Below are 11,984 nucleotides of genomic sequence, written 5' to 3' on the forward strand. Positions count from 1 at the left end.
CGACACAGGCTCTTATTTCCGGGCCCTCGACAGCAGGGTCTGGATCACCACGACGACCACCAGCACCGCGCCGCTGACCACGGCCTGCATGTTCGAGTTGAACCGGCCGACCTGGTTGATCAGCTCCTGGATCACGAACAGCAGGGCCACGCCGGCCAGCGTGCCGCTGACCGCGCCGCTGCCGCCGGTCAACATGGTGCCGCCGATCACCACCGCGGCGATCGCGTTCAGCTCCAGCCCGATGCCGATCACGGTGACGCCGGAGCCCAGCTGCGCGGCCGACATCACCCCGGCGAAACCGGCCAGCAGACCGGACAGCACGTAGACGCTGATCTTGGTGCGGGCCACCGGCAGGCCCATCAGCGAGGCCGCGTCCTCGTTGCCGCCCACCGCGAACAGCCGCATGCCGAACGGTGTGCGTTGCAGCACAACGCCTCCGACCAGATAGGCCAGCACCGCGATCACCACCAGCACGGTGCCATCGCCCAGCAACCGGAAGGCCGAGCCGGCCGGCACCAGATAGGTGGTCGAGCCCTCGCTGGTGATCAGCTGGAGCAGGCCGCGGGCGAACAGCTGCCCGCACAGGGTCACGATGAACGGCGCCATCCGCCAGCGCGCGATCAGCGTGCCCTGCACCAGCCCGATCAGCCCGCTGGCCACCAGCGGCAGGATCAGCGCGCCGGCCACCCCCCACTTCGTCGATCCGTACGCCGCGAGCACGCCGGCCAGCGCGTACACCGAGCCGACGGACAGGTCGATGCCGCCGCTGATGATCACCATCGTCATGCCGAGCGCGATCATCGCCAGGAAGCTGGCCTGCACGGCCAGGTTGCCCAGGGTGTAGGCGGTCAGGAAGGTGCGGAACATCAGGCCGCCGGCGACCAGCAGCACGATCAGGACGACCAGCGCGCCCTGGCGTTGGATCCGGGCGATCACTTCCCGGTCCTCCTCTCCCGTTGCAGGAGGACCGCGGCGGCGATCAGGGCCGCCTCCAGCATCTGCGTCACCGAGGCCGGCACGTCGTGCTTGATCAGGGTGGCCGCGATCAGCTGCATCAGCAGCGCGCCGGCCACGGTGCCGATCACCCGGACCCGGCCGCCGGTCAGCGGCGTGCCGCCGACCACCACCGCGGTGATCGCCGACAGCTCGATCAGCAGGCCGAGGCTGGACGGGTCGCTGGCGGTGAGCCGAGCGCTGGCCAGCACGCCGGCGATCGCCGCGAACACCCCGGACAGCACGTAGACCGTGAGCAGCGTGCGCTTCACCGGCAGGCCGGCGAACTCGGCGGCCCGGCGGTTGCCGCCCACCGCCACCAGCTGCCGGCCGAAGGTCGTGCGCTCCACCAGCAGCGCCACCACGATCACCAGCACCAGCGCGACCAGCACGGTCAGTGGGATGCCGAGCACCGAGGACGTGCCCAGGGCCAGCAGATCGGGGTTGTAGAGCTGCTTCAGCTGCCCGTCGGCGATCACCAGGGCCAGCCCTCGGCCGCCGACCAGCAGCGCCAGTGTGGCGACGATCGGTTGCACGCCGGCGAATGTGACCAGTGAGCCGCTCAGCAGCCCGGCCAGCGCGCCGGCCAGCAGGCAGACCAGGATCGACGCCACCACGCCGTAGCCGAGATAGAGCGGCAGCAGCGCGGCGGCGATGGCCATCACCGAGCCGACCGACAGGTCGATGCCCTCGGTGCCGATCACCAGCGCCATGCCCAGCGCCACCACCAGCACCGGCACCACCTGCACCAGCTGGGTGCGGAGGTTGTCGGTGGTCAGGAAGTTCGGCGTGATCACGACGTTGACGACGATCAGCACCAGCAGGGCGAGATAGACGCCGTAGTCCCGGATCGCGGTGCGCCGCAACAGAGTGCTACTGCTCATCGGCGATCACCGCCATCACGCCGTCCACGGTCACCTGGTCGCCGGTCAGCTCGGCCACCGACGCCCCCTCCCGCAGCACCACCACCCGGTCCGCGCCCTCCACCAGCTCCTCCAGGTCGCTGGACACCATCACGATGCCCAGGCCCTGCGACGCCAGCTCGTCCACCAGCGCCTGCACCTCGGCCTTGGCCCCGACGTCGATGCCGCGCGTCGGCTCGTCCAGCAGCAGCACCTTGGGGCTCATGGCCAGCCATCGGGCCAGCATCACCTTCTGCTGGTTGCCGCCGGACAGCTCGCTCACCTTCTGCTCCGGGCCGGCCGCCTTGATCCGCAGCCGGCGCATGAAGGTGTCCACGATCTCGCGCTGTTTCCGTTTGGAGACCACGCCGGCGACCGAGAGCCGGGGCAGCGCGGCCAGCACGATGTTCTCCCGCACGGACAGGTTGGGGATGATGCCCTCGGCCTTGCGGTCCTCCGGCACCAGCACCAGGCCGGCGCGGATGGCGGCCGGGGTCGAGCCGGCGCGGATCCGCTTGCCGGCCACCTCGATCTCGCCCTCGTCCAGCGGTTGCAGGCCGACCAGCGCCTTCATCGTCTCGGTGCGGCCGGAGCCCAGCAGGCCGCCGAGGCCGACGACCTCGCCCGGGTGCACGGTCAGGTCCACGCCCTCCAGCACCGTGCGGCGGCGCAAACCCTTGCCCCGCAACACGGTCTGCGCGGCGCTGTCGTGTTCGCCGACGAACGCGGTGCGGTCGCTCTCGCTGGACAGGGTGCGGCCCAGCATGGTCGCCACCAGCTCCAGCCGGCCGATCTCGGCCAACGGTCCACTGTGGACGACCTGGCCGTCGCGCAGCACGGTGACCGTGTCGCAGATCTGGTACAGCTCCTCCAGCCGGTGGCTGACGTAGAGGACGGCCACGTCCCGCTCGTGCAGCCGGCGGATCACCTCGAAAAGCGTTTCCACCTCACGGGGTTCCAGCGAGGAGCTGGGCTCGTCCATGATCACGACCTTGGCCCTGGCCCGCACCGACCGGGCCACCGCGATCATCTGCTGCACGCCCAGCCCGAGCGTGCGCAGCTGCCGACGCGGGTCCACGGTGATGCCCAGTTCGCCCAGCAGTTCCCGGGCCTGGGCCTGCATCCTCGGGAAGTCGATGAGCCGCAGGCGGTTGCGGGGCTCGTCGCCCAGGAACAGGTTCTGCGCCACCGACATCGACGGCACCAGGTTGACCTCCTGGTACACCGTGCTGATGCCGGCCGCCTGCGCGTCCAGCGGACGGCCGAACGACACCGGCTCGCCGTCCAGCAGCAGCCGGCCGCCGTCGGGCTGGTACACGCCGGTCAGCACCTTGATCAGGGTGGACTTGCCGGCGCCGTTCTCGCCGACCAGCGTGTGCACCTGACCCGCGCGCAGCTCGAAGTCCACCTCCCGCAGCGCCTGCACGCCGGCGAAGTGCTTGTTCACGCCGACCGCTTGCAGCAACCAGACCTCCCGATGGAGAAAGGAAACACGGCTCGACCGGCGCGCACTGCCGGTCGAGCCGTGCGTCGTGGCTCAGTAGGCGTTGTTGACCTGAGCGGCGGCGTTGGAGCTGTCGTACTCCTGGTCCTGGATGGTGATCGTCTGCGGCACGGCCTTGCCGTCCATGAAGTCCTTGAGGGCGCCGAGAGCCAGCGGGCCGAACCGCGGGTTGGACTCGACGTCGCCGTTGATCTGGCCGGCGACGATGCCCTGCACCACGTTGCGGGTGCCGTCCACCGAGAACACCTTGATGTCGGCGCCGGGCTTCTTGCCGGCGCCGCTGATCGCGGTGACCGCGCCCAGCGCCATCTCGTCGTTCTCGGCGTAGATCGCGGTGATCTCCGGGTGGGCCTGCAACAGCTGCTCGGTCACCGACTGGCCCTTCTCCCGGGTGAAGTCGCCGGTCTGCTGGGCGACGACCTGCACGTTCGGGGCGTTGGCCTTGAGGTAGTCGGTGAAGCCGCTGGTGCGGTCGGTGGTCACGTTGTTGCCGGTGGAGCCGAGCAGGATGGCCACCTTGGCGCTGCCGCCCGTGGCCTTCACCAGCTGGGTCGCGGCCCGCTTGCCCTGGGTCACGAAGTCCGAGCCGATGAACGTGAGGTAGTCCTTGCAGGCGGTGGCCGAGGACAGCTTGCGGTCGATGGTCACGACCGGGACCTTCTTGTCTCTGGCCGCCTGCAGCGCCGGTTCGAGGCCCTCGGAGTTCAGCGGGGCCACGATGAGCAGGTTCGCCCCCTGGGCCAGCAGACCCTGGATGTCGGAGATCTGCTGGCTCAGGTTGGAGTTGGCGTTGCGCTTGAGCAGCTGCACGCCCAGCTTCTGGGCCTCGTCGGTGATCGACTGGGTCTCGGTGATGCGGAACGGGTTGGCCTCGGCCTCGGACTGCGAGAAGCCGACGATCGCCTTGCTGAAGTCCACCTTGGCGGCGCCGTAGGCGTCGAGTGTGCAGGTGGGCCCGGACGCGTTGGACGCGGTCTGCTGGCCGCCGCCACTGGACGGCGTGGATCCGCCGCCGCTGCTCTCCGGGTTGGCGCACCCGGTGACCACCAGCAGCGCGACCACCGCTGCGGCCGCCCCAAGGGAAGACTTCATCGTCATCACCCTCCTACCCGCTTCGGACCAAACTAACGGAATACTTCGTTTCGCTGTCAAGCGGTCACGCAAGGTTTGTCCGATCAGGTGTCCGACCGGTACAGCTGATCGATCTCGGCCGCCGTGAGAGCGCGATCATAGACATGCACCTGATCCAGCGCGCCAGCCCAGAAATCCACCTGCGCGCCGTTGTAGAGGGCCCGTCCGATGACCGTATGGCCGGTCGCCGCGTGACCGGGGCAGTAGGTGGACGTGCCGGCCAGCTGCCCGTTCACGTACAGCCTGACCTGCGACGTCACCGAGTCGTACTCGCCGACCATGTGGTACCAGACGCCCGGCTGCGGCGCCGGCCCCAGCGCCCGGGTGGTCGGCGTGCTGAAGGCCAGCCGGTTGTCGGCGGCCGAGTACTGGAGGAAGAACTCGCTCACGCCGTCGGAGCGGTCCTGGCTGACCGCGGTGGCGAACCGCCCGGTGTGGTCCAGCCGGACCCACGCGGCCACCGAGTAGTCGGTCGTGGTGTCCAGAATGGACGCTCGACTGTCGGCCCATTGGTTGACCCCGTTGAACTGCAGCGCCTGACCGACGTGGCCGTCCGTCCACATCGGACCGTTCTGGAGCGCGACCGAGTGCCCGTGGCCGGAGCTGTCGTCGGTGACGTCGTCCAGCTCCCAGGCCCCGACCCCGGTCAGCCCGGGCGTGCCCGGCGGTGGCGGCGTCGGGTGCTCGGCCTGCCCGGAGGCGGCGATCACCGCCAGGTTCACCGCCCGGACCTGGGCCGCGTCCGCCTTGACCACCTTGCGGTCGTAGGTGAGCAGGCCGTTGACCTCGTTCTCCACGTCGGTGGCCTGGGTGTAGATCGCCGCCGACAGGCCGCACTTCACCTCGCAGTCCTTGACCTGGTTGAGGATCTGCACGTAACGACTGGTCAGCGTGGCCTTGTCCGGCTCCATCTCGTAGCTGCCGCCCTTGCCGGGCTGCCACTCGTGGCCGGCGACGATGAGCCCCAGGCCGCCGAACTCGCCGTCCACCGCGGCCCGGGTGTCGCTGGGCACCGGGGTGCCGGGGCCGACGTAGGTGTGGTTGTCGTAGACGTCGCCGTTGCCGCCGTCGAAGGAGTAGCAGCAGTTCAGGCCGCTGTTGTTGTTCACCAGCCGGCTCGGGTCCCAGGCCTTGACCTGGTCGGTGACCGCGGCCGGGGAGAACTCGCCCCAGCCCTCGTTGAACGGCACCCACTCCACGATCGACGGGTGGCTGACGTGCTGAGTGACCATACTGTGCAGCTCGGTCATGAACTGCTGCTCGGCCGCCGGGGTCGGCCGCGGCGTGCTGGGCGAGTTCGGGCTGAAGTCCACGTTCATCGACGGCATGTCCTGCCACACCATCAGGCCCAGCCGGTCGGCCCAGTAGTACCAGCGGTCCGGCTCCACCTTGATGTGCTTGCGAACCGTGTTGAAGCCAAGGGCCTTCTGCTCGGCCAGGTCGTAGCGCAGCGCGGAATCCGTTGGGGCGGTGTAGATCCCGTCCGGCCAGAAGCCCTGGTCCAGGGTGCCGAGGCTGAAGGTGAACTGGCCGTTGAGCAGCGTGCGCAACCTGCCGTCGGGACCCTTGCCGACGGAGATCGACCGCATGCCGAAGTAGCTGGTCACCTTGTCGCCGCCGGCCACCCGCACCGACAGGTCGTAGAGGAACGGGTCGTCCGGGCTCCACAGGTGCGGATGCGGGATCGGCACGGACAGCTGGGTGTCGGCGGCGCCGGTCGTGCGCGCCACCACGCGACCGTGATCACTGGCCACGACCTCGACGCTCTGGCCCGGCTTGCCGGTGGTGTGCACGGTCAGCTTCAGCGAATTGGTGGCCAGGTCGGGCACGGAGTCCAGGGCGGTCACATGCGTCGTCGGGACCGGCTCCAGCCACACCGACTGCCAGATGCCGGACGTCGGCGTGTACACGATGCTGTTGACCGGGTTGGCCCGCTGCTTGCCGATCGGCTGGCCGCCGTCCTCGGTCGGATCCTGCACGCCGACCACCAGCTCCTGGTCGCCGTGCCGGGTCAGCGCGTCGGTCACGTCCACGCTGAACGCGTCGTAGCCGCCCTGGTGCGTGGTCAGCTCACGGCCGTTGACCCACACCGTGGCCTGGTAGTCGACGGCGCCGAAGTTGAGCACCACACGCTGGCCGCGCCAGTCCTGCGGCACGGTGAAGGTGCGGCGGTACCACATGGTGCTTTCGTGTCGCATGATCCCGGACAGGGCGGATTCCACCGGGTACGGCACGAGAATCCGCTCGGGCAGCGAATGTCCGGCCGGGGCCGTGACGCCGAACTGCCAGACCCCGTTCAGGCTCAGCCAGTCCCGGCGGACCAGCTGCGGGCGGGGGTACTCGGGCAGGGCGTTGTCCGGTCCGACCTGGTCGGTCCACGGTGTCGCCAACGGCGGGGCCTTGCGCTGCCAGCCGTTGTCCGGGGCGGCCGCGGCCGGCAGCGTGAAGACCGACAAAGCGGCCAGCACGACGGCGAACACACTTGCGAATCTGCGCATCGGCACTCCTTAGACGCGGGTGCTGGGTGCGCGTTCCCGGGTGGGACCAGCCGTCGTCACGCAGGATGCTAGGGCCGGCACGCTAGGTCATCAACCGCCGTTCGTGCCCCCTGGTGTCCGGTCCGGTGGGCGAACTGGGTTACCGTACGGCCGGACATGGCTGGCTGGGGGAGCGCCGGCATCGACAAAATCCTGAGTAGTGCGGCCAGGGGTGAGCCCTGACGATCGCCGGGAGGTGGACGCCCCGTGGACGGCAACTTCGACAACCAGCCGGCCCGACGCCCAGGACCCCAGGGCGGGCGACCGCAGCCGCCCCGCCAGCCCGGCCCCGCCGGCCCCCGGCAGCAGCCGCCGCGCGCGCCCGGGCAGCAACCGCCGCCGCGCGGCCAGGGCCCCCGTCCGTCCGGTCCGCCGTCCGGTCCGCCGCAGGGACCCTCGGGTCCGCAGCCGGTGCCGAGGCCTGCTCAGCAGCGTCCGGCCCAACCCGGAACAAGTCGGCCGAAGGCCGCCCAATCCGCATCGGCCCAGTCCGCATCGGCTCAGTCGGACCCGGCCCTGCCGAAGCCGTCACAAACCAAGGCGGTTCAGTCGAAGCCGGGGCCGGCGGCCAAGTCCGCCGCCGAGAAGCCGCCCGCCGGCAAGCCGGCGTTCAGCCGCGCCACCGTGGCCAAGCGGGCCGGCATGACGGCGCTCGCGCTGACCTCGACCGTCGTGTTAGTGCTCACCGGCTACGCCTGGACGACCCTCACCAGCCTCACCGACGGCCTGACCACAGACAACGTGATCAAGGCCGAGAAGCCGGCCGACGGCGCGGTCGACGTGCTGCTGGTCGGCCTGGACAGCCGGACCGACGCGCACGGCAACCCGCTGGACCCGAAGCTGCTGGCCCAGCTCAACGCCGGCCCGGACGACGGCGAGCTGAACACCGACACGCTGATCCTGGTGCACATCCCCAATGACACCAGCAAGCCGGCGGCGCTGCTGTCCATCCCGCGCGACTCCTACGTCGACATCCCCGGCGGCTACGGCAAACACAAGATCAACTCGGCCTACGCCCGGGCCATGAACGACAAGGCCGCCGAGCTGCGCAAGCAGGGCGCCGGCGACGCCAAGCAGATCGTCCAGCAGTCCCAGTCGGCCGGCCGGGAGGAGCTGATCACCACCATCGAGCAGCTCACCGGGGCCAGCATCGACCACTACGCCGAGATCAACCTGTTCGGCTTCAGCGAGATCACCCAGGCCATCGGCGGCGTCAAGGTGTGCCTCAAGCAGGCCACCAAGGACAAGCTGTCCGGGGCCGACTTCCCGGCCGGCGAGCAGACCATCTCCGGCGTGAACGCGCTGAAGTTCGTGCGGCAGCGCCACGAGCTGCCCAACGGCGACCTGGACCGCATCCGCCGGCAGCAGGTGTTCATGGCCGGCCTGGCCAGCAACGTGCTGTCCGGCGGCACCCTGACCAACCCGGGCAAGCTCAGCAGCCTGATCGGCGCCATCAAGAACGCCGTCGTGCTCGACCAGGGCTGGGACCTGCTGGGCTTCGCCGGCCAGCTCAAGGGCATGACCGGCGGCGGGCTGCACTTCCAGACCATTCCCACCGGCCGCCCCGACTTGCCCACGCCCAACGACGGCCAGGCCGTGGAGGTGATTCCCTCGCAGGTCAAGGCGTTCGTGCAGCAGCTGACCGGGATCACCCCCAGCACCACCGCGCCGTCGGGCGGCTCCTCGTCCACCCCCGCCGGCATCACCGTCGAGGTCCGCAACGCCAACGGCAAGTCCGGCCTGGCCGGCAGCGTGATGGCCGCGCTGGTGGCCAAGGGCTTCATCGAGGGCGACACCGACGTCGCGACCAAGCGCTCCCAGTCGGTCATCCGCTACCCCAGCGGCGGCGCAGCCAACGCGCAGAAGGTCTCCGCGGCGCTCGGCGGCGGCTACGACACGGAAGAGGACAACTCCGTCCCCGCCGGCCACGTGCGGATCTTCGTGTCCACCGCCTACAACGGCCCCGGCGCCCAGGGCTTCACCGGCCCCGCCGCCTACGCCCTCGCCCCCACCACCGCCGCCCCCACCACCTCGGCCCCGGCCGGCGACACCATCACCGCCGACGGCGTCACCTGCATCAACTGAGATGTCATGAAGGGCCCCTTCCTGACGTTCAACGTCAGGAAGGGGCCCTTCATGACATCGGTTGGGAACCGGACTGGTGTTCCTGGCCGGTGTCGAAGAAGGCGTCGAGGTAGGGCTCGGGCTTGAGGTCGCTGTCCCGTAACAGGGAGAACACCTCGGTGCCCTGGGTGATCCGGTCCTCCGACAGGGCGTAGGCCTGGGCGAAGCGCAGGTGCTCGACGCCGTTGTCGCGGGCGTAGTCACGGGCCTCGCGGCCGGCGAGCTCGATCGCCTGGGCGGCCGATGCCGCGCGCCACAAGGTGATCCGCTCCTCATACGGCTGGTTGCCGTGGTGGTTCCAGCGGAACACGCAGCGCACCCCGTACCAGCCGAGCCCGTCGTCGGTCACGGCTCGATTGTCCCAGTCACTCGACCAGATCCGCGTGAAGCTGCTCGCGCAGCGACTCCAGCTGCCGGTAGGACCACAGGTCGCGGAAGGCGGTCAGCCGGCGGCCGTCGGCGTCGAGCACGAAGTGCGTGCCCCGGCGGGCCATGGTGATCGCCCGGATCCGCTCCCGGTCCACCTTGCTGGACGGGCCGATCAGCACGTGCACCCGCAGCTGCCGGTCGTCCAGCTCCAGCCGGGTGCGCCGCAGGTAGGCCGCCGGGATCAGCGCGAACACCGCCACGATCAGCAGCCACACGATGATCTGCACGAGGTCGAGCGTGCCGATCGAGGTGATTCCGGCGATCAGCGTGGCCAGCGACAACAGTCCCATCAGGACGATCACGGACAACACGCGCGGATTGGTCGGCGAGCAGCGGAGCACCAGCATGAGTGCATGCCAACACGAAAATGACCCGATCGGGGATAACGCTTTCGTAACGCGCGGCTCGTCGCGCTGGGGCGGCGGCCCGGGTTCGCGGTGGACTGCCCCGTCGGTCGCGAGAAAGCGAGGGGACCTCACTGTGAAATCGACCCTGGCGGGCGTCTGTGCCGTTGTTGCCCTGGTCGCCGGCGCCGCGCCGGCAGCGGCCGGGACACCGACCTCCGTGCCGCGGCCCGCCGCGTCCGACAAGGTGTTCACCCACGTCTGCGAGGGGCAGCCGCGCTACGAGTGCGGCACGGTCAGTGTGCCCCTGGACTACGCGCGGCCGGCCGGCGCCAAGATCACCATCGCCGTCTCCCGGTTCAAGGCCACCGGAACCCGGCAGGGCGTGATCCTGTTCAACCCCGGCGGTCCCGGCGGCAGCGGCCTGTTCGCCGCCGGCGCGGTGCCGGCCAGCGTGCGCGCCGCCTACGACTTCATCGGCTTCGACCCCCGCGGTGTCGGCAAGAGCAGTCCGATCAGCTGCGTCGACCCGTCCTTCTTCGCCACCCCGGCGGCCGACCCCAACCCCGCGTCCGAGGCCGACAAGGTCCCGTTCATCAAGCGGGCCAAGTCCTATGCGGACGGTTGCGCCGCTCGCTCCCGGGCCGAACTGCCCTACATCAACACCCTGAACACCGCGCGGGACATCGACTCCGTCCGCGAGGCGCTGGGCGAGAGCCAGGTCAGCTACTTCGGCGTGTCCTACGGGACCTACCTGGGCACCGTGTACGGGCAGCTGTTCCCGCAGCGGGTGCGCCGGATGGTGTTGGACAGCAACATCAACGCCGATCCGTCGTCGGTGTGGTACCAGGCCAACCTCGACCAGGACCGCGCCTTCCAGGTGCGCAGCGACATCTGGTTCGACTGGATCGGCCGACACGACAGCGTGTTCCATCTCGGGACCGGTCACGACGCCGTATACGCCAACTACCTCAAGGCCCGTTCATCGCTGGCGGCCAAGGCGGCCGGCCCGGTCGGACCGGCCGAGCTCGACGCCGTCGTCGTCAACTCCGCGTACTACGACATCAACTGGGTCGGCAACGCCCGGGCGCTGAGCGACTACGCGGCCAAGGGCGACGCCGCCGCGCTCGTCTCGTACACCCAGGACAACGACCCGGCCACCGCCGCCGGCGAGAACAGCAACGCCGTCTACAACGCCGTCGAGTGCAACGACGCCCGGTGGCCGCGCAGCTGGTCGGTGTGGAACCACGACAACACCGAGGTGGCCCGGCAGGCCCCCATCGAGACCTGGGCCAACGCCTGGATGAACCTGCCGTGCGCCTTCTGGCCGCTGCCCCAGCCGCTGTCCGCCCCGCGCATCACCGGCGCCGGCCTGCCGCCGATCCTGATGGTCCAGGGCACCCTCGACGCCGCCACCCCGTACCAGGGCGCGCTGCGCACCCACCAGCTCCTGCCCAGCTCCCGGATGATCATCGAGCAGGGCGGCGGCTCGCACGGCGTCTACAACACGCCCTGGGTGCACAACACCTGCGTCGACCAGCCCGTCACCGCCTACCTGCTCACCGGAGCCGTGCCGCCGGCCGACGTCACCTGCGCCGGCCACAGCCTCCCTGACCCCACGGCGGCCTCCCGCTCCCTGCCCGACCCGCTCGCCCGCGCCCTACCCCGCCGCTGATTTTCCACGTGAGTGGCTTACTTCGCCTGGAACGCCACCTGAGCCACTCACGTGGCACCGTGAGTTTTCACGTGAGTGGCTTAGGTGGCTCTGGGGGCGAAATGAGCCACTCACGTAGCTGGTAATGGCTTGACCGTCGAGTATCTCTGTGGCTAAGTTGCCGCCCGGGTGATTGGGGGCGGTGGCCATGGGGGCACGGGGGTCGGTGCTGGTTGTCGGGGCGGGGTTGGCCGGGTTGGCCAGCGCGGCGTTCCTGGCCCGGCGGGGTGTGGACGTGCTGCTGGTGGAGCGGAGCTGATCCGGCTGATCACCGAGCGGCCCGGTCTCCGGCCCGAGATCCGGGCG

At 70.0% G+C, this 11,984-nt stretch carries 11 protein-coding genes; 3 read left to right on the forward strand and 8 right to left on the reverse strand.

Annotated elements, in window-relative coordinates; translation table 11 throughout:
- Window positions 1-12: 12 nt before the first annotated feature.
- The 6 genes from ACIG5F_RS23925 to ACIG5F_RS23950 all read right to left on the reverse strand — a co-directional run bounded on the left by ACIG5F_RS23925 (window position 13) and on the right by ACIG5F_RS23950 (window position 7,753).
- Window positions 13-936, reverse strand: a complete 924-nt coding sequence (locus ACIG5F_RS23925) for an ABC transporter permease (RefSeq protein WP_396520901.1) — start codon at window positions 934-936, stop codon at window positions 13-15.
- Window positions 933-1,877: an ABC transporter permease gene (locus ACIG5F_RS23930; RefSeq protein ID WP_396520903.1), complete on the reverse strand. Its 945-nt coding sequence runs from the start codon at window positions 1,875-1,877 to the stop codon at window positions 933-935. Before ACIG5F_RS23930 ends, ACIG5F_RS23925 begins: the two co-directional genes overlap by 4 nt.
- Window positions 1,867-3,360, reverse strand: a complete 1,494-nt coding sequence (locus ACIG5F_RS23935; RefSeq protein WP_396520905.1) for a sugar ABC transporter ATP-binding protein — start codon at window positions 3,358-3,360, stop codon at window positions 1,867-1,869. Before ACIG5F_RS23935 ends, ACIG5F_RS23930 begins: the two co-directional genes overlap by 11 nt.
- A gap of 72 nt (window positions 3,361-3,432) precedes the next feature.
- Window positions 3,433-4,491 carry an ABC transporter substrate-binding protein gene (locus ACIG5F_RS23940; RefSeq protein WP_396520907.1) on the reverse strand — a complete coding sequence of 353 codons (1,059 nt, stop codon included), beginning with the start codon at window positions 4,489-4,491 and terminating at the stop codon, window positions 3,433-3,435.
- Between the two features lie 83 nt (window positions 4,492-4,574).
- Entirely contained in the window at window positions 4,575-7,028 is a 2,454-nt protein-coding gene (locus ACIG5F_RS23945; RefSeq protein ID WP_396520909.1) for a LamG-like jellyroll fold domain-containing protein, read from the reverse strand.
- 584 nt (window positions 7,029-7,612) lie between these two features.
- Window positions 7,613-7,753, reverse strand: a complete 141-nt coding sequence (locus tag ACIG5F_RS23950) for a hypothetical protein (RefSeq protein WP_396520910.1) — start codon at window positions 7,751-7,753, stop codon at window positions 7,613-7,615.
- Here ACIG5F_RS23950 and ACIG5F_RS23955 point away from each other — a divergent pair.
- On the forward strand, window positions 7,746-9,152 hold the full coding sequence (locus tag ACIG5F_RS23955; protein WP_396520912.1) for an LCP family protein: 1,407 nt from the start codon (window positions 7,746-7,748) through the stop codon (window positions 9,150-9,152). The two genes, ACIG5F_RS23950 and ACIG5F_RS23955, sit on opposite strands and share 8 nt — an antisense overlap.
- 49 nt (window positions 9,153-9,201) lie before the next feature.
- Here the strand turns inward: ACIG5F_RS23955 and ACIG5F_RS23960 are convergent, their stop codons facing one another.
- A complete protein-coding gene (locus tag ACIG5F_RS23960; RefSeq protein WP_396520914.1) occupies window positions 9,202-9,540 on the reverse strand; it encodes a hypothetical protein in 339 nt (112 codons plus the stop codon).
- Window positions 9,541-9,556: 16 nt separating this feature from the next.
- Window positions 9,557-9,967, reverse strand: a complete 411-nt coding sequence (locus ACIG5F_RS23965) for a hypothetical protein (protein ID WP_396520916.1) — start codon at window positions 9,965-9,967, stop codon at window positions 9,557-9,559.
- Window positions 9,968-10,100: 133 nt separating this feature from the next.
- On the opposite strand from ACIG5F_RS23965, the gene ACIG5F_RS23970 reads away from it, so the two are divergent.
- Both ACIG5F_RS23970 and ACIG5F_RS23975 read left to right on the forward strand, forming a co-directional pair.
- On the forward strand, window positions 10,101-11,639 hold the full coding sequence (locus tag ACIG5F_RS23970) for an alpha/beta hydrolase (protein ID WP_396520918.1): 1,539 nt from the start codon (window positions 10,101-10,103) through the stop codon (window positions 11,637-11,639).
- A gap of 187 nt (window positions 11,640-11,826) precedes the next feature.
- The gene (locus ACIG5F_RS23975) at window positions 11,827-11,937 is read left to right on the forward strand and encodes an FAD-dependent oxidoreductase (protein WP_396520920.1); all 111 of its coding nucleotides are present in this window, start codon (window positions 11,827-11,829) and stop codon (window positions 11,935-11,937) included.
- Window positions 11,938-11,984 lie beyond the last annotated feature (47 nt).

Source organism: Kutzneria sp. NPDC052558 (assembly GCF_044547355.1).
Lineage (GTDB): Bacteria > Actinomycetota > Actinomycetes > Mycobacteriales > Pseudonocardiaceae > Kutzneria.